The sequence below is a fragment of the Paenibacillus sp. EKM10P genome (assembly GCF_011800655.1).
GTDB lineage: Bacteria > Bacillota > Bacilli > Paenibacillales > Paenibacillaceae > Paenibacillus > Paenibacillus polymyxa.
Window position 1 is genome coordinate 313,543 of record NZ_JAALET010000001.1, and the last position, 21,383, is coordinate 334,925.

The window sequence follows — 21,383 nt, forward strand, 5'->3', positions numbered from 1 at the left end:
ACCTATGACATTAGTCAAGAAACGTGCCAAACCGCGCAGAAGCTTGCTGGTGAATACATCCTGGCTATTCGGTGACAAAATGATTCGCATGGTGTTCGGGCTGGCAGTCAGCATCATCATGGCGAGAGTGTTGGGACCAGAGGAACTGGGAAAATGGAATTATGCGGAATCCTTTTTCGGGATGTTTCTGATTTTCACGACCCTTGGCTTTGATTCTATATTAGTACGCGATCTTGTCAAACACCCCAAGGATGAGCACGAGCTATTGGGTACGGCGGTTCTGCTGAAGTTGTTAGGTACTTTGGTAGCCATTGTACTGTCCTATTCCTTTATTTCACTGCTCAGACCGGAAGACAGTTCAGTGCGGTTAATCAATCTGATCCTGGCTACGGCCTCGGTATTTCAGTTGTTTGATATTATCGACTACTGGTTCCGTGCGCAGATGTTGTCCAAATATACGGTTGTTGCCAAGAATACCGCCTTTGTCCTCGGTTCCACCGTCAAAATCATTCTATTATTGTCCGGTATTCCAGTTTGGGTAGTGGCGTTGTGTGCCCATGGAGAGTTTCTGCTGGGAAGCCTGCTGCTGCTGTATTTCTTCCATAAGGAAGGGCGGCGTGTGAACAAGTGGACGTTCCGCTTCACAACTGCTCGGCGAATCATGAATCACAGCTGGCCGCTTATTTTGTCCTCCTCCGCTGTATATGTACAGGCACGAATTGATCAGGTCATTATCGGAGAATTGTTGGGAAACGAAGCGGTCGGGCAATACTCTGTTGCACTCCGACTCATCGAGGTGCTGGGCTTTATCCCGGTCGTGCTAACGACAGCTTATGCCCCGGTGGTGACGCGTTCCAAGCAGAAAGGAAGCGACGAATACAGACAGACGTTGTCTAACGTGTATCGGCTGATGTTTATATGCTTTCTTGTGACCTCAGTCCCCTTATTTTTTCTATCTCAATGGGTAGTCGTTGTGCTGTATGGGAGAGAGTTTGCTGAAGCAGGCTCGCTGTTGTCACTGTTTGCGATTCGTCTATTTTTCACCAACTTTAGTGTCGCCAAAAGCTTGTTTATCACCAATGAAAATTTGTTCAAATACACGCTGCTGACCTCGATAATAGGTGCGGTTACGAATATAGCCTTCAATTACGCGCTGATTCCATGGCTTGGTGTCCGAGGATCCTTAGTGGCGACGATTTTGTCTTTTACGATATCTGTATTTCTATTGGATTTGTTGTTTAAGGAAGTCAAAGCCAATTTGGGTTGGATGATGAAGTCTATCCTGACCTTCTGGCATGTTCATATTACAGTACCGAAAGTTGGAGAGAACAATCATGATACCGATTAAACCATTTGTTCGGCATGAGGAACAGTGCCCGCATTGTGGAGACACGTTACGTGCTGGAGAGGTGCTGTGGCAGGGAATCCACGTATGTGTCAGTACTAAGTGTGAGGGTTGCGGACGTGAATATCTCGAGGACATGAGGGTTGGTCATGCGACGTATTCACCTTATCGTGTAGAAATGCCTGACTATATCCTGACCGGTAATGCGAAGTCAAGAAAATGGCTCGGAGAGCCTCTGCGGCAATCGTTGATGAATCCTTCCTATGATTTGGCAGTCGGTATGACCGTGCATAAAAAGAAAGCTTCTTCGCGTGTGATCATCATCAACACTATAGATTATTTATATGGTCATGCGTTGCTCAAGCTGCTGAATGTTCAGCGTGAATATGAGCAATCGCCGGAACTGGGGATCATCGTTATTGTGCAAAAGTCGCTGGAGTGGATGGTGCCGGCATATGTGTCAGAAATTTGGACTGTCGATGTCCCGTTCAACAAGGCGCGAAACTTTTATCCTCTGCTACATCATCGGATGATTGAGGAATTGATACGTTTTGATGAGGTGTATGTCAGTCCGTCATATTCACATCCCAGCCAATTTGAGATTGAACAATTTACAGGGATCTCCCGTTATGACGAGGAACGTGAGCGGAAGCCACGCATTACCTTTGTATGGAGGGAAGACCGCTTGTGGAGCGGCAGCCATCATATTGCCAGAGCAGTGCAAAAATTTCCGAAGCTCAAACGTGGCCTGAAACCGCTAATTTATCATCAACGCAGCAAAATCATTGGACTGTTCCGCAGACTGAGAGAAAGCTTCCCTGATCATTGCTTTACAGTTGCGGGACTTGGGCGCACGGGAAGCTTCCCAGCATGGATTGCTGACGAGCGCGTCTCACGCTTCGATCGGGATAGTGAAAAGCGGGTATGCGAGGTATACGCAGCCAGCCGATTAGTCATTGGTATTCATGGCTCCAATATGCTGCTGCCTTCTGCACATGCAGGTATGACGATTGATTTGATGCCTAAGGACCGATGGGGCAATTATGCCCAGGACATTTTATTTCATGAAACGGACCATCGGCTTACAGCCTACAAATATCGCTTTGTACCGATGGAATCGAGCGTGACACTGGTAGCGGATATGGCAGCTGCCCAGATCAAAGGGGCAGACCATTTTAATATGCAGATGATGGAGGAAAGACAGCGGCAGGGGGAACATTCAAGTTGGAGGGGAGAGGCCGCTTCGGGGCGGGTTTGATCTTCCGATCGCTGTTGACGAGGGATTCCCTAGATTAAATAAGCTCTGTAAGCGGGCGGAATCCCACGGGGAATATGCTTTCGAAGCGAGCTTTCCTTCGGAAAGCTTTGAGGCGAACGCTAACGCTTCTTCAGATTCAAATCCTTACCCTCCGCTACGTTTCACCGCCGCCAAAAAGAATTTCTCCCTGCCTATAAGGTGGGGGAGGTAAGGGCCGCCTGGCGATAGCTGCGCCCTATCGCCGCGAACTTCACACCGAGCATGCAACCGGTGTAATTAATGCTCTGCATAGTTCTCTCTCAAGGCGAAAGAGCTTGATGAATAGTACTTACGGTAAGCAACAATCAAGCCTAGATAAGGCATCTTGGTCAGCCCAGCAGAGTATAGCCATGCTTACAAGTTGTTTGACGAAGTCAACGCCCTGCATGCATTCGCACGCGTATATCCGCAGCGATGGCACTTCATGCACAGCATTCCCTTTTTTAAGATGGGGTGACTTTATGGAAACGGCGGTCAGCAGCGGAGTGGATGGAATCGTTCTGAAGAAGCGATAGCGTTCGCCTTTATCCCCGGATTTTACCCTTTAAAGGGTTTATATAAATCAGATGAAATCCGGGGATAACAGCGATCGGAAGAATGATCCATCCGCGTAGCGGACTCTAACCCCCGCGTGCCATAACTCACCCAATATGAAATGGCAGGAGTACTGATGATGATTCCAAAAATATTGTATCTTCGCAACTTTGCCAGCAAGGTGAATGGAGCCTCATACAATTTGCAGGAAGTCGGCTTGGGCAAAGCGCTCGTCCGTAAAGGTTACGATTGCGATATTGTTTACTACAACGATCGTAAGGAGACCCATCTGGAACAAGTCTATCGTCACGCAGGCTGCACCTTGCGCATTATCTGGCTGCACGGTTTCAAGTTCTTAAGCAACAGCATCTACAGAGATGTTCTCAAAGATTCTTTTCTGGCAGCTTATGATCTGGTTATTACTACAGAATACAACCAGATCATGACCTACCTGCTTTCCCGCAAATGTCCCGATAAGCTGGCGCTGTATCACGGTCCATACCGGGATAATACGCATGCGCTGATCCGCAAACTGTACGATGTTATGCTGCTGCCTAAGGTGACAAAGTCTCTACGCCGAACCTATGTCAAATCCGATCTTGCCAAGCGCTATCTGGAGAATAAAGGCTTTGACAACGTGATAACGATTGGGGTCGGACTGGATCGCAGCAATGTAGAGAGAGAATTCAACAGTGACGACCAAAGCGGAGAGCGTGAGGAAAACCGTGAGGTTGCGAATGAACTGCGTCGGATCGGTAATCGCCCGGTGTTGCTGTATGTCGGTGTGCTGGAGGAACGGAGAAATATACGTTTTATGCTGAATACGTTCAAAAGAGTACTCCAAAAGCATCCCGGCTGCCTTTTGTTAATGGTTGGGGATGGACGAAAGATAGATACGGATCGTTATTGGGCTTATGCTGAGCAACTGGGGTTGACGGATAGTATTATACATTTTCCAAGAGTGGAGCAACGTCATCTGTGGCAGATTTACGGAGCAGCGGATGTGATGCTGTTTCCGACCCAATACGATATTTTTGGCATGGTGCTGCTGGAAAGCATGCTGTTCCGTGTCCCGATTATTTCTTCGGTGAACGGTGGCTCGGTTACCTTGATTGAGGACGGAGTGAGCGGAGTGATGCTGAGAAGCTTTTCGGAGGAGGAATGGGCTGGTCGTATAGGCACATTGCTGGATGATGCTGGGCTTAGACGAAGTCTGGCCGAGAAAGCGTTTCTTACGCTCGAGCGTATGTCGTGGGATCGGATTGCGGATGAAATCATAAGCCAGCAGCGGATCAAACCCATAAGCTCCAATCACGCTATGCAATCAACACAGGAAAGTGGGGCGGCCACGTGAGTCAACAGGTTAGCAGACGAATGACCCCGCCTGTAAGCAAAGTACTGATCATCCATAACTTTTATCAGCAAAGAGGGGGAGAAGACAAGGTTGTCGAGCAGGAATCGGCTATGCTGCGTTCCAGAGGAATAGAGACGGAGCATTACTATGTGCATAACGACAGCATTCAAAGCAAAGGATTGGCCAACATGGCCAAGCTGGCGGTAGAGGCAGCCTGGTCCTTCCCAGAATTCAAAAGGATCAAAGAGCTGCTTTTGCGGGTGAAACCGGATGTGGTACATGTGCATAATTTTTTCCCGGTCATATCCCCATCGGTCTATCATGCCTGTGAACGGCTGGGGGTTCCGGTTGTCCAGACACTGCATAATTACAGGCTGATTTGTCCGGCGGCAACCTTTATGCGAGGGAATGAAGTTTGTGAAAAATGCCTGCACGGCACGCTGCTGCACTCCATCCGTCATGGATGTTACCGAGGCTCACAGCTGCAGACGATTCCGGTGGCGGCGATGATTAAGTTCAACGAGCTGATCGGCACATGGCAGCACAAGGTAAGTCGCTATATTGCGCTGACGGAGTTTGCACGGGACAAATTTGCCGAAAGCGGCATTCCGCTGGATCGCATCGCAGTAAAACCGAATTTTATCCATCATCAAACAGCCAAAGCCAAGTATGACCCCAATGATCGTTATTTGTTGTTCGTGGGCCGGATTTCAGCTGAAAAAGGGGTTCGCAATCTGTTGCAAGCCTGGTCACAGCTGGAAGATCGAGGTGGATTGAGACTGGTCATCATTGGCGATGGTCCGGAAAAGGCTGAACTGGCTGCTGCTTATTCGCAGGAAGACATTCAGTTTCTCGGCAAGCAGGATGGAGACACGGTGCTGGATTGTATGAGCCGAGCCATGTATGTGATGGTGCCTTCCATTTGGTATGAAGGTTTTCCGATGACGATTGTAGAGTCCTATTCCGTGGGAACGCCGGTATTGTGCAGCCGAATTGGCGCATTGGAGGAAGTCGTGGAGGACGGAGTGACGGGTTTCCATTTTCAACATGATGATCTGGAAAATATAAAGACCGTGATTCGCCGTGCAGTAGCCTATGAGAACTATGCAGCTATGAGACAGAAAGTGGCGGAAAACTATGCAGCACACTATACGGAAGAAGTGAATGTGAAGCAACTGCTGGCGATATATAGCGAGGCCATGGAGGAATGTGATGATGAAGCAGCTGCCCCAGTATAGAGTCGGAAGGATTGCGAGCACAGATGTTGCAGCGCTGACGTTTCAGGAGACGGTACATACGCTGGAACAATGGGCAGTCGGACGAAAGGACAGCTATGTATGTATTTGCAACACCCATTCCATTGTCACGGCCGGGAATCATCCCGAGTTCCACGAAGCGCTCACTCAGGCTGATTTGTGTACTCCAGATGGTATGCCACTGGTTTGGGCCCTTAAGCTGTACGGGTTCGAGCGTCAGGATCGAGTAGATGGTCCCAGTTTGATGCTCACGCTGTGCGAACGTGCGCCACAAACGGAGGTGAGCGTATATTTTTACGGCAGTACGCCGGATACGCTGGATAGCTTAAAAGACAGGGTAGGACAGGATTACCCTGGAATTCGTATCGCGGGCAGCTTTTCACCGCCATTTCGTGAACTTCAGCCAGAGGAGGAGAAACGGATCATTGAGGAAATCAATGCTTCAGGTGCGCATCTCATATTCGTCAGTCTGGGCTGTCCGAAGCAGGAAATCTGGATGCATCGCAACAAGGATCGTATCCGTGGCGTGATGGTTGGAGTAGGGGCTGCCTTTGACTATATTACAGGCAAGGTTCGCAGACCGCCGCTAATGATACAAAGGTTGGGACTGGAGTGGCTGTACCGTCTGCTCTGTGAGCCAAAGCGTTTATGGAAGAGGTATGCCTATAACAATCCAATGTATATATATCGTTTTCTCAAATCCTATCGGCATAATAAAAGGCTCACGCTCTATCATAATCGGCATACAGGGAGAGGCGTAGAGAAGTGAAGCAGGGCAAAAGTACAGTGAAATGAGACAGCATGTAAAAGGGGGAATTGGTTTGAAACTATGTGTTATAGGTGCCGGGTATGTCGGACTGGTGTCAGGGGTCTGTTTTGCCGCGCTTGGCAATAACGTCGTCTGTATCGATCAGAATGAAGACAAAATTCGTCAGCTGCGTGCAGGCGGAGTACCGATTTATGAACCAGGCTTAAAGGCTCTAATTAAAGATAATGTCGAGCAGGGCCGGCTAAGCTTCACAACAGATACCGCAGCTTCAGTGCAGGCAGCTGAAATTGTTATTTTGGCGGTGGGTACGCCTTCATTGCCGAGCGGTGAAGCCAACTTGTCTTATATTGAAGAAGCAGCGTGCGAGGTGGCAACTGCCATGAATGGCTACAAGATCATAGTTACCAAAAGCACGGTGCCTGTCGGAACGAACGAGCGTATTCAAAATTGGATCGCTAGCCGCACGAACTATCCTTTTGGTGTCGCTTCGGTTCCTGAATTTTTACGAGAAGGCTCGGCGGTCATGGACACCCTACAGCCTGATCGAATCGTCATTGGAGCTTCCGATCCGCATGTATCCGCAGTGCTAACTACTCTGCATGAGCCGCTGACAACGAATATTTTAACCACGGATATCCATTCGGCCGAGATGATTAAGTATGCCTCGAATGCTTTTTTGGCGACCAAAATTTCGTTCATTAATGAGATTGCGAATATTTGTGAAAAGGTGGGTGCAGACGTTACACGCGTGGCACACGGTATGGGACTGGATCAGCGGATCGGTTCCTCCTTTTTGTCTGCTGGTATCGGCTATGGTGGTTCGTGTTTTCCCAAGGATACGCAGGCTTTAATTCAAATTGCAGGCAACGTGGATTATGAATTTAAGCTGCTGAAATCCGTGGTAGAGGTGAATCAGGGACAACGTTTTAACGTGATTCGCAAGCTGAAAGAGGCACTGGGTGAGCTGGAAGGGGCTACGATTGGCATATGGGGGCTGGCCTTTAAACCAAATACAGATGACGTAAGAGATGCCCCGGCGCTGGATATCATACAGTCGCTGCTGGAGGCAGGGGCACACATTCGTGCATATGACCCGATCGCTACCGCTAACTTCCGCCGATTACTGGACAGCTCGGAAATAAAGTGGGCCGATAGCGCACGAGAAGCAGCAGAAGGATGCGATGCATTATGTCTCTTGACGGAATGGGAGGAGTTTGGTGAGGTCGGACTGGGTGAGCTGAACGAGCTGATGAAGTATCCCATTATGATTGACGGGCGCAATGTGTACAGCGAAGAACAAATCAGACAATCTGCCTTTGCATACTATTCTGTCGGCAGGCCACAGATGAACAATCTGGATATAGATCGTCATCAGTCTGTAGTGAATCCGTAAAGGGAGGCTGCGTATGAAACGATGGCTGAAGGTGACATTGGGGGCTGTGGCGTTATTGGTTGTAGGAGGTGCCGCCTATACCGTCTATGTGTATCATTCCTTTAAAACAGCGGCAAATGCGATGTATCATCCGCGCAGCATCGTGCAGCCCGGAGCGGTCTCTACCCTTGCAACGGGCGGAGCAGGGCGCTCCGTAGGTACAGACACTGGATCAAGTACACCCAATCCGGCATCCATCTCTCAGTTCAAGCCGTTCACCGTGCTGGTGCTGGGTGTTGATCGGCGACCGCACGATCCAGGACGATCGGATACGATGATCGTTCTATCTGTGAATCCCGCCAATGGTTCGATGTTGATGTTCAACATTCCGCGTGATACGCGAACAGAGTTGGTCGGTAGAGGGCGTGAGGACAAAATCAATCACGCGTTTGCTTTTGGGGGCGTGGATATGTCGATCCGTACGGTAGAGCATTTTTTGAACCATCCGATAGATTACTATGTACAAATGAATATGGAAGGGTTTGCGAAAATGGTGGACCTTGTGGGAGGAGTGGAGGTCTACAATCCACTTGATTTTCAGTATGAGGGGCATCATTTTGCGCAGGGGAATTTGAACTTGAACGGAACTGAAGCATTGGCCTATGCCCGTATGCGATTTGATGATCCGCGTGGGGATCTCGGAAGAAACGCCCGCCAGCGAGAGCTGCTCAAGCAAATTCTTGCCCAGTCCATCAGCAAGGAAGGGCTATTGCGAGTAAAACCGATACTGGAGGCAGCGGGGGAGCAGATTCGCACAGACATTAGCTTTGACGATATGAAGACCTTCCTGACCCGGATCGGCCCGTCTCTTAAGCAGACGGATACCGTTGAGATAAAGGGACATGGGAGCAAAATCAACGGTGTTTATTATTACATCGTAGATGAGCAGGAACGCCAACGTATCCATGGAGTGCTGGAGAAGCATTTGCTCACCACTCCCGCATCACCTTAGGCATCCCTTATATAGGCGAATGTCCTTTAGGGAGACCCTGTTATTCTCTTCTAAACTCCTCTTGTCCCACATACATCTGTAGAGTATTCGGTACAGTCCGACAGAAGGAGGGACAGGTGTGCTGCTTAGAAGGAGAGCGGCTTCGGCGTTCGTCCGTAAGCTACTGTATTTTGCAATCATATGTGGATTGCTATGGCTGCTGTGGATGGGTCTACGTGGGGTGATGTCTACAGGGGAAGGGGATCAAGCCGTAGAAGCGCTGAACGAGTTCTACACGATGGAGCAATCGGGGAATTTTGGCGGCTCATGGGAGCTTTTTCATTCACAAATGAAGAAGAAATTCGAGAAGTCCACGTATGTGCAGCAGCGTGCGCACGTTTTTATGCAGGATATGGGGACGGATACGTTTACGTTTGAACTGGGGGAGCCGCAGGCTGAATATGACATTCGTACCGATTCGAATGGGGAAGATTTAGGGAAGGTCTACCGTATTACGGTCACTCAGCACTACAAGACCCGATTCGGTACTTTTGATATCGTACAGCCTTGTTATGTGACGCAGGAAGATGAGGAGTGGAGAGTGCTTTGGATATACAAGGAGAAGGAACAGACGTGATAAGGTGCTCCCAAAGGTGTTTCTGGCAGGATAAATATGGTACAATACTTCCAAAACCGGAAATGTACAGTAAAATGGATGACAGCTTCACTCCGGGTGGAAGGAGTTTCATAGCATGCAGCAAGCGACAGGGCAGGTTCCCGTCATACGGATGGAGGGTGTGAGTAAAATCATTTCCTCAAAAGCGATCGTGGACAATCTGACACTGGAGGTTCCGGCAGGACAGGTATTTGGTTTCCTCGGACCGAACGGTGCAGGAAAAACGACCACCATTCGTATGATGGTTGGCCTGATTTCGATCAGCAAGGGTGATATTCATATATGCGGAGACAGCATCAATACCGATTTCGAAAAGGCTGTTTCCCATGTCGGTGCGATTGTTGAGAACCCGGAGATGTACAAGTTTTTGACAGGCTATCAAAATTTGCAGCATTTTGCGCGCATGTCGCCTGGGGTGACCCAAGAACGTATAGATGAAGCGATTCGTCTGGTGGGACTCGGAAACCGAATTCATGATAAAGTCAAAACCTACTCGCTCGGGATGCGGCAGCGACTCGGGGTAGCTCAGGCGATTTTACATCGACCGAAGCTGCTTGTGCTGGATGAGCCGACCAATGGCTTGGACCCGCAGGGTATTCGTGAACTGCGGGATTATTTGCGTCAATTGACCCGTACCGAAGGAATTACCGTGTTTGTATCAAGCCATTTGTTGTCCGAAATGGAGCTGATGTGCGATCGCGTGGCCATTATTCAGAGCGGGCGATTGGTTGATATTAAGCAGTTGAAGTATACAGAGGGAGAAGTGCAGACGGCGGAAATTGCTTTTGAAGTCAATGATGCTGAGCAAGCTTATACGCTTGCTGGAGCCGGACGCGTCGAAGGCAATCAACTACTGCTTCACCTGGAGCGGGAACAGATTGCAGAGATGAACAGTCTGCTGGCTGCAAATGGAGTCAAGGTGTATGCGATTCGTCCGGTTGCCCGTACGTTGGAAGATCAATTTTTGGAAGTGACGGGAGGCGGGTCCATTGGCTGATTTCTTCAAGCTGGTACATAATGAAAATCTTAAAATCTACTTGCGTGTGCGCACATGGATCATGCTGGGGCTGCTGGCGGTCATCACCGCTGTGATTCCGATGCTGATTTCTCTAGTTTCTGATCAGGTTAGTGTGTGGGATGGCATCGCATTGACAACGTTGTTTACATTTTTCCTCAATACGACGTTTACGGTCATTGTAGCTGCTGATTCGGTGGCTGGCGAATTTACATGGGGAACGATTAAGTTGCTGCTCATTCGCCCTTGGACTCGCAGCAAAATTCTGTTGTCCAAGTATATATCGGTGATTTTGTTCAGCTTGCTCGGAACAATCGTTTTGGTCTTGATGGTTACGCTGTCCTCCTGGCTGATGTTATCTAAGGACGCACCAGCGGGCTCTGTTCCGCTGTTCAGTGATCCGATATCTTACGTAACGCTGAACTTCTTGTATAGCTATATCGCCTTATTCGTGACCATGGCTTTTGCATTTATGTTATCCGCGGTGTTTCGTTCGAGCGCCTTGGCGATTGGTTTGTCCTTGTTTATGATGTTCACCAAAACGATTTATAACTCTATTGGCTTGTTCAGCACAGATCGTTTTGAATGGACCAAATACGTACTCTTTACGCATATGGATCTGAAAAAATATCTAGATATGCCGCCGGGTACAGTAAGTTCCAATCTAACCTTTTCGCTCGCCGTGCTGGCCGCTTATTATGTGGTTTTTATCGCGATTGCCTGGGTGGTTTTCGTAAAACGCGATGTCTCCACCTAAACACGTATCTCTTAGCATGTGTGATTGAATGACACGAGGATTTTGGCAAAATGCTGAGATCACAAAAAGGAAGTCCAATGCCTAGCCATTTGGACTTCCTTTTTTGCTATGTTGGCACTGTTTTATTCAGTATCTATGTCATTTTTGCTACATATTCTGTAAGTGTGGGGATATTGTAATCTATTTTCAGCAAGAATCAATCAATAGGGTCGGTTTGCGTTTAAAGAAGTAGAGAGAAACAGAACAGGGGGGCGTATGATATGCTGCAAAATAATCGTTTTTTTCGCCTGACTTCAGGAATCGTCATGCTATTGCTCATTATTTACTTGGGCACCAAAGTAAGCTTTATATTCAGTCCTCTTGTATCCTTGGTCAGCTTGCTGGTTGTACCGTTGATGCTATCTTTTTTCCTCTATTATTTATTGAGACCGATCGTAGATGTCATGGAACGGAGAAAAATCAAACGATCAATTTCCATATTGCTGATTTATTTGGTTATTGGCGTGTTACTGTTCCTCTTCTCATGGGGAGTGTGGCCTACGCTCCGTGATCAGGTAACCAATTTATTTGAGAACGCGCCGAAGCTTATTAAAAGTCTGGTTGATCAATTGAGCCAATGGCGGCATAATCAATCCTTGAGACAAGTACTGCCTCCGGGTGAAGACCCGCTGTCACAACTGTCAGATACGTTAAACGAAGCTTTTTCAACGCTGTCAGATTACTCGGTAAAGCTGGTATCGTTCGTATCCTACTTTTTTATCGTATTGGCTACCTTTCCCATATTGCTCTATTACATGTTGAAGGAAGGGAGCAAGTTTGGTCCAAAAATGCTTAACTTCTTTCCTAAAAAGTATCATAAGGACGCGCTGGAAGTTATGGAGGATATTGATAATGCGCTCAGCAGCTTTATCGTCAGTCGAGTGCTGATCAATGTCGCGTTGGGCTTGATGATGTTCCTTGGATTTTTGATTATTGGTTTGCCTTATGCCTTGCTGCTTGCCGTTATTTCGATTTTCCTTAATTTTATTCCCTATGTGGGGGCAGTAGCTGCTTCTATACCTGTGGTTATCATTGGATTTCTCGAATCGCCTTCCATGGCGCTCTGGTCGCTGGTGGTGGTGATCGTTGCACAGCAAATTCAGGATAATTGGCTGTCGCCGATTGTCTTTGGCAAGCAGCTGGACATTCATCCGTTGACTGTCGTCATTTTATTGCTAGTTGGTGGCGACCTGCTCGGGATCTTGGGTATCATTTTGGTTATTCCATTATATATGTGCGGCAAAATCGTCATACGCAAGGTGTACCATTTATTTTTGGAACGCAGAGTGGAGGATATTATGGAGTGATTGGAGGATGTACTGGATATATAGGAGTATAAGCCGGCCCTATCCCGCTTCAGGTTGTAGGGAGGCTTGGCTGTCCTCTATGTCTTGGCTGAAACTGGATTGATTTTCATCCTCTGATTTCTCTATAGCAGCTGGCGACTCTGCATCCATAGTTTGGTTCATTTGACTTGTGCCGTTCAGTACGCCGCCTTCAGAAATGACCAATGTAGGGGTCGCCGTATTTCCGTACAGTTCGCCTGTCGATGTAATGGTCAGCCGTCCTTCTGTGGTGATGCTGCCGAATACCTTGCCGGCAAGAATGACGTCCCGTGCAATAATGTCCGAACGTACAACTGCTGATTCTCCAATGACGACAGTGCGAGTGCTGTAGATATCGCCCTGAAAATGACCGTCAATGCGAATGTTGGCCTCTGCCTCAATCGTACCTTCAAAGCTGGTGCCGTTCGCGAGCAGTGTATCCGTCGCCGGGGTGGAGAGCTTTTTTTTGGATTCCTTGAACATGATCGTTTTCCTCCAATCCTTTATTGTCGGTATTTTGCAAAAACCTTATTGTACATACAGCAATGGATCGACAGGTTGGTTATGCTTGACGATCTGAAAATGAAGATGAGGTCCTGTGCTTCTCCCGGTACTTCCCAGCAGGCCAATGGTCTGTCCTTTGTGAACACGGTCCCCCGGAGCCACCTGCATACCGCTTAGGTGCATATACCAGCTTTGGAGTCCGTCAGGATGCTGAATGATGATGCACTTGCCGCGTGCTCCGCTGGAAGCGGCCTCCAGCACAGTGCCTGCCCCTGCTGCATAGACAGGATCACCGGATTGACCGGCAATGTCCACGCCTGAGTGAAAAGCGGATTTCCCTGTAAATGGGTCGCTGCGATAGCCGAAACTGGAGGTCATGCGCCGCGAACCAACAGGCCAAATGGAGGGCCTGCCTTGTTCAGCAAGTGCCAGTCTTCGGGTCTGGAGCAGCTGCGCGGCTTGTTGGCGCTCCAGGTTCTGCTGTACGGCGTTTGCCTGTTGAATAGAGCGCGGAACCGTGCGCTCCACTGTGTCCAGCAGAGCTTCGATTTCCTGAAAATCATCCATGGCCTGGCGGGCTAGAAGAGCTGTATTTTCATGCACTGCGATCAATTCACCCCCGGTATGGCCGGAAGCATCCCAGGAGAGGGGGGTGATGGTTGATTTATTACTGCTGGCGCTGGAGGAATTTCCGTGTTTACGAATGAATTGCTGCATTTGTTGTTCCAGCTCAGTTACACGCTGGAGACGTTCGCGAATACTGGTGGCTTGATTCGTCAGCTCCATGACTTCCTGCCGCAGTCGCCCAATGGCTGCGTCTTTGTCTGCTACCGTGACCTCCATCTGCAAACTCTGGACAGCAAGATTGGTTTCCATTTGGGAAATAATATGGGAAGAACGGATTTGCAGCCCGATCACGAGCGTAGAGATTGATGCGATCACAAGGGTCGGGACGAGAATGACAGCGGCTACGGAGCATTGTAGCTGCTTGGGCGGTTGCTGTGCATCCCGAATGACAAGCAGGGTCATCCGGCGATTTAGGCTTCCTTTTTTCATAATCGCTCCTTTCCGGACATCGCTCCTATAGTGCTTGGTTACTATCTATTCAGCTTAAGAGGCAAACATGTCAAAAAAATTGGGGCTTTGTATAAAACGTAGATATATAAGGAGGCTTAGACATGCTGTGGTTGCTGTTGGTTTTAATTATTTTTATTTTTCAGACCGGGACGATTCTGCTCTTTGAATTTCGCAAGCCGTCCAAAGCGGTAGCCTGGCTCTTTATTTTGTTTTGCTTCCCGCTTATTGGTTTTGTGGTGTACTATTTTGTTGCTCAGGATTACCAGAAGCGTAAAGTGGTTCGTAAAGCAGGATCGCAGCTATTTCGTGAATTCCGTGAACATCTGTGGGCGCAAACCAAGGTGATTGAAAATGTAGAGCAAATGCACAATCCCCATTTCAAGCATCAGGAGCGTCTGTTTAACCAGTTGATTCGTATGTCGGAAAACCCGTTGACTGGCTGCAACCGTACACGTGTGCTGACGAACGGGGAAGAGACTTTCGACGCCATGCTGAAAGCGATGGAACAGGCACAACATCATATCCATGTGGAGTTTTACATATTTCGGGCAGACGAAATCGGGAAAAAATTTCAGGAGGTCATGATCCGTAAGGCACGCGAGGGAGTTAAGGTACGATTCATTGTGGACGGCGTAGGGAGCTACCATTTACCCTATTCATTTATTCGCACCTGCAATGAGGCTGGGGTCGAATTTCATTATTTTCTACCGCCGTTTTTCGCCACGCTGGACCGCCGGATTAACTATCGCAATCACCGGAAAATCGTGGTGGTGGATGGCACGATCGGATTTGTGGGGGGAATCAATGTAGGCGACGATTATCTCGGAAAGTACCCCAAAGTGGGATTTTGGAGGGATACGCATTTGCAGATTGAAGGAGATGGCGTTTATTTTCTGCAAAATGTGTTTCTTAGCGATTGGAAGCTGGCTTCGGGAGAGAGGCTAATGGACGTGAATTTATTTCCTCCACATACCTGCACAGGGGATGAGGAAGTACAGATTTTGAGCAGTGGGCCCGATCAGGTATGGGATACGATTCAGGAATTGTGCTTTGGAGCGCTTACGGTTGCCAAAAAGCGGATTTGGATAACGACGCCGTATTTTATTCCCGATCCGGGGATTTATGAGGCACTGAAGCTGGCGGCCGTCAGCGGCATAGATGTGAAAATTATTATTCCCTACCAATCAGATTCGAAACTGGTCCACCTGGCGTCACTTTCCTATGTGCAAGAACTGCTGGAGGCAGGAGTGGAGTTCTACCAATATCGAAAAGGATTTATTCACGCTAAAGTGGTGATTGTGGATGATTTGCTCGGCTCGGTTGGGACCGCCAATATGGACATGCGTAGCTTTTTCTATAATTTTGAGTTGACCGCTGTACTTTTTGCAACTTCGGCGTTGGAACGGCTTTCGGCAGATTTTGTAGAGGACATTTCCAACTCTTCCAAAATAGATTTGAACGTGTTCCGCAGACGCCCTCGATCTCAAAAAATAGCTGAAATTCTAACTCGCATGCTCTCTCCCCTCCTTTAGAGGCGGTTTTCGCCGTTTTTATCAATATAATCCCGCTTTATTGTGATTTATGTGCTCTTTGCTAACTTTTTTGCGCAAAATCACAGTTTTATGATATACTAATCACATAACTAAGCGCCGTAAAGGAGAGGGGACTGCGGAGAGCAGCCCCTTTTTCGGTCCAATATACCATACTGTAACGGGGGGATTTATATATGAGTGTAGTGAGCAAGGAAGTCCAAAATCTGTCTGAGATCACAGATGTAACCGGAGAGTTGACCAAGATCAGCAAAATTCCAGCTAATCCAAAGAACAAAGTAAAACGCTTATTGCAGCGTGCAGCCATGATCGTGGTTGGTGCAGCGCTGATGGCCGTGGGATTGGAAATATTCCTGGTTCCTAACGGCGTTATTGACGGCGGCGTTACAGGTATTTCCATTATGGCCTCCAAGATTACTGGTTATCCGCTCGGTATTTTCCTGACCCTGTTGAACCTTCCATTTTTACTTATCGGCTACAAACAAATCGGTAAAACCTTCGCTTTATCCACATTATTCGGCATCGTCGTTATGTCCATCGGAACTGCGTTACTTCACAATGTAAGTGCATTGACGCCTGGGGAACCGCTGCTTGGCGCTATCTTCGGGGGTGTCATTCTCGGCGTGGGAGTGGGTCTTGTGATTCGGTCCGGCGGCTCGCTGGATGGGACAGAGATCGTGGCTATTCTCGTCAGTGAAAAAACTCCCTTTTCGGTCGGTGAGATCGTATTGTTCGTTAATATTTTCATTCTGGGAAGTGCGGGTTTTGTATTCGGTTGGCCGAATGCCCTGTATTCCATGATTGCTTATTATATTGCTATGAAAATGATTGATATTACAATTGAGGGTCTGGATCAGTCCAAATCGGTCTGGATTATTAGTGATAAATACCGTGATATCGGAGATGCCCTGACGGACCGTCTTGGACGGGGGGTAACTTACCTGGAAGGTGAAGGCGGCTTTACAGGTGAGAGCAAAAAAGTGATTTTCGTCGTCATTACCCGACTGGAGGAAGCGAAACTCAAGAGCATCGTTGAGGATTGGGACCCGCACGCCTTCATTGCAATTGGTAATATTCACGATGTGAAGGGCGGACGTTTTAAGAAAAAAGGAATACACTAGCGCAAGGGGACAATTTCTCAGCCTATGGCTGCGGGGTTCGTCCCCTTTTTTGTGCTTCAAAGCATGGATCAGGTTGGGTGTGTTTTGGAGCGCATATGTTTGAGGAGGTCCTCTACGGGCTGGGGAGGCACCTTGTCGATCAAGTCGCCTACCTGGTTTAACCGTTCCTCAATATTTAGCAAATGGTAATCAAGTGGTGACACATCTTGCCGTACCTCTTCCCAGGTTAGCGGAGTCGAGACCGTAGCACCGGGACGTGCCCGTGGAGTATAAGGAGCGGCTAGGGTTTTTCCCTGATAATGCTGCAAGTAATCAAAATAGATGGCTGTTCCACGATCCTTCTTTAACCGTTCCAGTGTGAACAGATGCGGGTGCTTTTCCGTCACAAATTGTCCAACCAACAGTCCGATGCTGCGTAGCTCGTCAAAGGTGATGCCTGTACGGATCGGGACGATAATTTGTACACCTGTGGCCCCGGAGGTTTTGGGGACAGAGTCCAACCCAAGCGAAGCCAATACTTCGCCTACAATGGAGGCGGCCTCCATAATACGTGGCTCGACTTCTCTGGATGGATCCAGATCAATCATCCATTCACAGGGTAGTTGGCTTCCTGTTCTGTGCAGAGAGGGATGAAATTCCAACGCAGCTTGATTACCGAGCCAGAGTAGTTGGGGCAGCTTGCCAAGCACGATATACTCAATGCCATCATGCAGAGCGGTTTCAATATAGTCTGGCCGAGGATGTGGGGCATTTTTCTGATAAAAAAAATCTCCATGGATACCATGTGGCCAACGGATGACAGTCAATAGACGCTGATGACAATATTTGAGCAGGTAGGGGGCCAATACCGCAAGCTTGCGAAGATATAGCGCCTTAGTTACACCTGCTTCGGGCCACAGCGGTTTATCCGGGTTTGTGATTGCAATTTCATGACCTTCAATCGTAATCGTACCTTTAACAGCTCGTCCCATAGTGCTATGCTCCTTTGGTTAACATGCAGCAAGATCATTATTTACAGACAACTGGCAGCATTTCTACATCTACATAAGGTTTAACATGAGCGTGCAGCACAGAATTTATCCATCAAAGGGATTGACAAGATACATTATGTATCATAAATTATAATAAAAATACGATATGTATCTATTAAAACGTCTTGAGCAGAGGTAGAGGAGGAGTGTGCTTGATTGAAAAGCAGGGCGGAAAGCTAGTATTTCTGTTGAGTGTCCCTCGAAGTGGAAGCTCGATGCTAACCGCCATTTTGCAAAACCATTCCCGTCTGTTTGCCACGCAGGAAATGTGGTTTCTGCTCAGTTTATATGATCTTCCTCAGTCACATGCACGGCCATATGGAGGAACAGGAATACTCCGGCAATTTTTTAAAGGTATGGTCCCTCCACATGTATTGGAGCAGGCCGCTCGTTCGTATGCACTTGAAATATATAATGGCCTGCTTCAAGGGACGACCGCTGATATGCTTATCGACAAATCACCGCGTTACTATACAGTGCTTGAATTTGTAGACCGTTTGTTCCCGGCTGCCCGTCGAGTGTGGCTTATCCGCAATCCTTTGTCCATCGTGGCCTCGTTTAAAAAGGTCAATCAGCTCCGAAATGGGAACTTTCACCTGCTGAAGGAACTGGGAAGTCCGCATTTTAATATGAAAATGACAGATATTACGGTTGGTTTGTTCCGGTACGCTCATTATTTTGCCACACCTCATCCACTTGCATACCCGCTGATGTATGAACAGCTCGTAGCCAATCCAAGGATGGAGATTGAGAAGCTGTGTCATTTTCTGGAGATCCATTATGAGCCGGGGATGGAAAGGTACGGGAACTTTGCGGATACGCCCCAATCCAATCTTTTTTATAGCATGGGAGCGGGTGATCCGTTTGTCATGGAGCATGAACAGGCGCATCAGAATTCGATACATAGCTGGCAACATCTGTTGAGTACAATGGAAATTGAACTGTATTGCAGAAGTATTGGAGCTCGCTTGTTTAGGCAGCTTGGTTACGGAGAAGCGCTGGAACAGGCTGAGCAGTTGACGGGAGTCCGGTTTGAGGATGACCCGGATGTAGAGCTGTTGAGTCGACGTACACACCAGTTCCTCCAACAAAGTGGCTTTGAATGGAAGGCAGCTTATCGAATGCTGGAAGAACAGGATGCAGATAACAAAGAATTCATGACAAATGCAACCTGTCATGCTGCACCTCACAACCCGGCAAGGATGGATATGGCACAGATCGTGAGTGATCGACGAATTCAATCACTGGAAAACAGACTGGCACATAGCTTTGAGGAACGGAACCGGCTGATCGCGCAGCTCCAAAGCTATCAGCGCCCAAGCCAAGGATTCCGGTCCCATTTATTGGCCCGTAAGTTCGGGCGCTGGGCGTCTGAAGTATTATCAAGTATCGGAAAAGAAAAGGGGGGAGAACGTGAGTGCAATTGCCGGAATCTATAGATTTGGGCATGAGTCTGTATATGCTGAAGAAGGCGAAAAAATGATGCAAACTCTGCAAAAATATCCCGCTGACCGCGTGTGCGCTTGGTGTGAAGGTTCGATTTTTTTGGGATGTCATGCCCAGCATGTGACCCCAGAATCTGTTCATGAGCGTCTTCCCTTTTATGATGAGCTAAGAGACTTGGCCATCACGGCCGATGCGATCATTGACAACCGTTCTGAGCTGTTTGAACGACTAGCAGTTGAGCAGGGGCGGCGGATAGATATCACGGACAGCGAGCTGATTTTACTGGCATACGACAAATGGGGTGTTGATGCAGCAGGTTATCTGATAGGTGATTTTGCCTTTGTCATTTGGGATGCCAAGAAACATCGGTTATATGGTGCTAGAGATATGACAGGCAATCGTACGCTGTACACCTACCAACATGACGGAGGATTTGCGTTTAGCACGGTAGTCGCTCCGCTATTGGTTCTTTCCTCTCTGCGAAAAGAACTGCATGAACCATGGCTGGCCGAATTCTTATCTATCCGTGCAATGCAGGAATCCGTCGATATCGGGACAACCGCCTACAAGCATATCAACCAGCTGCCTCCTGCACATTGGTTCACTATGGAAGAGGGAAAGCAATCGCTCTGTAAATATGCATGTCTGGATGAGGTAGAGCCGTTGCGGCTCAAAACAGGCGGCGAATACATAGAAGCTTTCCGCGAGGTATTCTCCCAGGCGGTAACTGCCCGATTACGGACGCATCGCGCTGTAGGGGCTGCCCTGAGTGGGGGATTGGATTCCGGAGCGGTTGCCAGCTTTGCCGCGCCATCGCTGCACTTACAACACAAGCCGCTACATGCCTACAGCTATGTACCTGTTCAAGATTTTACAGATTGGACACCGCCTACATTGCTGGCAAATGAACGCAGCTATATTCAGTCCACGGCTCGCTATGTGGGCAACATTCGTGAAAATTATATGGATTTTGAGGGGAAAAGTCCGTTTTCTGAAATTGATATTTGGCTGGAGTTGATGGAGGCTCCCTACAAATATTTTGAAAACTCCTTCTGGATTAGAGGTTTTTATGAGAAAGCACAGGAACATAATGTCGGAGTTCTGTTGACTGGGGCACGGGGCAATTTTACCGTATCGTGGGGGCCTGCACTGGACTATTATGCCCGTCAGTTTCGCCGTTTGCATTGGCTGCAATCTTGGCAGGGAGTGAGGCAGTATAGCAAGCTTACAGGCAGTCGTATGTCTCATTTACTGCCCGTGATGTTGAAAAAAGCCACCTCACTTGACGCTCGCACATGGTGGGGACGTGGCAAGCAAAGTCCGATTCCTTCACTGATTCACCCGGAGTTTGCCAAGCGGATGAATGTAGAAGATATTCCCGTATTGAGTGGAACTGGCTGGAGAAAAAATGCCGATCAGACAAGAAAAGAGAAGTTTTCAAATTTGGCGATTGCCAACAAAAATGGTGTCATGGCGACCAAACTTTCACTCCGTTATGGCCTGTGGGAACGTGATCCGACCGGGGACAGCCGTGTCATTCGCTTTTGCTTATCGGTACCTTTTGAACAATATGTACAAAATGGCCGGGACCGTGCCCTCATTCGTAAAGCTATGCGTGATCATCTCCCCGATGATGTTCGGTTGAACCAGCGAGTACGCGGCGTACAGCCTGCGGATTGGCTACATCGTATGCTTCCTTGCTGGGACACGTTTATGGGAGAGCTGCAAGTGATGTGTCATGATTTACGAGCTGCCGAATATCTCAATATGGACTACATTAAGACGGCTATGGCGAAATACCGACATCCCCGTCCGGACCAGGCATCCGATCCGAATATACGACTATTCATGCACAGCCTGATCGTGTACCGTTTTCTCTGTGGTTTGAACTGATTTGGATCTAACCGATCAGACGGCGTGCCAT

19 protein-coding genes are annotated in these 21,383 nt (G+C 48.3%); 16 read left to right on the top strand and 3 right to left on the bottom strand.

Annotated features, from left to right (window positions below; translation table 11 throughout):
• Positions 1–4: 4 nt before the first annotated feature.
• The 12 genes from HFE01_RS01130 to HFE01_RS01180 all read left to right on the top strand — a co-directional run bounded on the left by HFE01_RS01130 (position 5) and on the right by HFE01_RS01180 (position 12,712).
• Positions 5–1,348 (top strand): flippase, encoded by a 1,344-nt coding sequence (locus HFE01_RS01130; RefSeq protein WP_167438284.1) that lies wholly within the window; start codon positions 5–7, stop codon positions 1,346–1,348.
• Complete coding sequence (locus HFE01_RS01135; protein WP_167438283.1) at positions 1,335–2,603, top strand: zf-TFIIB domain-containing protein; 1,269 nt, start codon at positions 1,335–1,337, stop codon at positions 2,601–2,603. Before HFE01_RS01130 ends, HFE01_RS01135 begins: the two co-directional genes overlap by 14 nt.
• Before the next feature lie 317 nt (positions 2,604–2,920).
• Positions 2,921–3,157 carry a hypothetical protein gene (locus HFE01_RS27015; RefSeq protein ID WP_167438282.1) on the top strand — a complete coding sequence of 79 codons (237 nt, stop codon included), beginning with the start codon at positions 2,921–2,923 and terminating at the stop codon, positions 3,155–3,157.
• A 158-nt stretch (positions 3,158–3,315) separates the two neighbouring features.
• Positions 3,316–4,530, top strand: a complete 1,215-nt coding sequence (locus HFE01_RS01140; protein WP_167438335.1) for a glycosyltransferase family 4 protein — start codon at positions 3,316–3,318, stop codon at positions 4,528–4,530.
• The gene (locus HFE01_RS01145; RefSeq protein ID WP_167438281.1) at positions 4,527–5,768 is read left to right on the top strand and encodes a glycosyltransferase family 4 protein; all 1,242 of its coding nucleotides are present in this window, start codon (positions 4,527–4,529) and stop codon (positions 5,766–5,768) included. Before HFE01_RS01140 ends, HFE01_RS01145 begins: the two co-directional genes overlap by 4 nt.
• Positions 5,743–6,555: a WecB/TagA/CpsF family glycosyltransferase gene (locus HFE01_RS01150; protein ID WP_167438280.1), complete on the top strand. Its 813-nt coding sequence runs from the start codon at positions 5,743–5,745 to the stop codon at positions 6,553–6,555. The genes HFE01_RS01145 and HFE01_RS01150 overlap by 26 nt, the downstream gene beginning before the upstream one ends.
• A 52-nt stretch (positions 6,556–6,607) precedes the next feature.
• Entirely contained in the window at positions 6,608–7,948 is a 1,341-nt protein-coding gene (locus HFE01_RS01155; RefSeq protein WP_167438279.1) for a UDP-glucose dehydrogenase family protein, read from the top strand.
• Between the two features lie 13 nt (positions 7,949–7,961).
• Positions 7,962–8,939, top strand: coding sequence for an LCP family glycopolymer transferase (locus HFE01_RS01160; protein WP_167438278.1), 978 nt, complete (start codon positions 7,962–7,964; stop codon positions 8,937–8,939).
• Between the two features lie 118 nt (positions 8,940–9,057).
• Entirely contained in the window at positions 9,058–9,555 is a 498-nt protein-coding gene (locus HFE01_RS01165) for a hypothetical protein (RefSeq protein ID WP_016821231.1), read from the top strand.
• Between the two features lie 115 nt (positions 9,556–9,670).
• Positions 9,671–10,591, top strand: coding sequence for an ABC transporter ATP-binding protein (locus tag HFE01_RS01170; protein ID WP_107734027.1), 921 nt, complete (start codon positions 9,671–9,673; stop codon positions 10,589–10,591).
• Positions 10,584–11,366, top strand: a complete 783-nt coding sequence (locus HFE01_RS01175; protein WP_107734026.1) for an ABC transporter permease — start codon at positions 10,584–10,586, stop codon at positions 11,364–11,366. Before HFE01_RS01170 ends, HFE01_RS01175 begins: the two co-directional genes overlap by 8 nt.
• Before the next feature lie 260 nt (positions 11,367–11,626).
• On the top strand, positions 11,627–12,712 hold the full coding sequence (locus HFE01_RS01180) for an AI-2E family transporter (RefSeq protein WP_107734025.1): 1,086 nt from the start codon (positions 11,627–11,629) through the stop codon (positions 12,710–12,712).
• Positions 12,713–12,751: 39 nt separating this feature from the next.
• On the opposite strand, the gene HFE01_RS01185 is transcribed toward HFE01_RS01180, so the two are convergent.
• A complete protein-coding gene (locus tag HFE01_RS01185) occupies positions 12,752–13,213 on the bottom strand; it encodes a bactofilin family protein (RefSeq protein ID WP_107734024.1) in 462 nt (153 codons plus the stop codon).
• A 45-nt stretch (positions 13,214–13,258) separates the two neighbouring features.
• Positions 13,259–14,290: a M23 family metallopeptidase gene (locus HFE01_RS01190; RefSeq protein ID WP_107734023.1), complete on the bottom strand. Its 1,032-nt coding sequence runs from the start codon at positions 14,288–14,290 to the stop codon at positions 13,259–13,261.
• Positions 14,291–14,412: 122 nt separating this feature from the next.
• On the opposite strand from HFE01_RS01190, the gene cls reads away from it, so the two are divergent.
• Positions 14,413–15,843 carry a cardiolipin synthase gene (cls, locus tag HFE01_RS01195; RefSeq protein ID WP_019686424.1) on the top strand — a complete coding sequence of 477 codons (1,431 nt, stop codon included), beginning with the start codon at positions 14,413–14,415 and terminating at the stop codon, positions 15,841–15,843.
• 194 nt (positions 15,844–16,037) lie between these two features.
• Complete coding sequence (locus HFE01_RS01200) at positions 16,038–16,982, top strand: YitT family protein (protein ID WP_013369852.1); 945 nt, start codon at positions 16,038–16,040, stop codon at positions 16,980–16,982.
• Between the two features lie 68 nt (positions 16,983–17,050).
• Here HFE01_RS01200 and ligD read toward each other — a convergent pair whose 3' ends face one another.
• Positions 17,051–17,953 carry a non-homologous end-joining DNA ligase gene (gene ligD, locus HFE01_RS01205; protein ID WP_016821225.1) on the bottom strand — a complete coding sequence of 301 codons (903 nt, stop codon included), beginning with the start codon at positions 17,951–17,953 and terminating at the stop codon, positions 17,051–17,053.
• A gap of 212 nt (positions 17,954–18,165) precedes the next feature.
• On the opposite strand from ligD, the gene HFE01_RS01210 reads away from it, so the two are divergent.
• Together HFE01_RS01210 and HFE01_RS01215 are read left to right on the top strand one after the other, a co-directional pair.
• Complete coding sequence (locus HFE01_RS01210) at positions 18,166–19,452, top strand: sulfotransferase family protein (RefSeq protein ID WP_107734022.1); 1,287 nt, start codon at positions 18,166–18,168, stop codon at positions 19,450–19,452.
• Entirely contained in the window at positions 19,427–21,352 is a 1,926-nt protein-coding gene (locus HFE01_RS01215; protein ID WP_107734021.1) for an asparagine synthase-related protein, read from the top strand. The genes HFE01_RS01210 and HFE01_RS01215 overlap by 26 nt, the downstream gene beginning before the upstream one ends.
• Positions 21,353–21,383 lie beyond the last annotated feature (31 nt).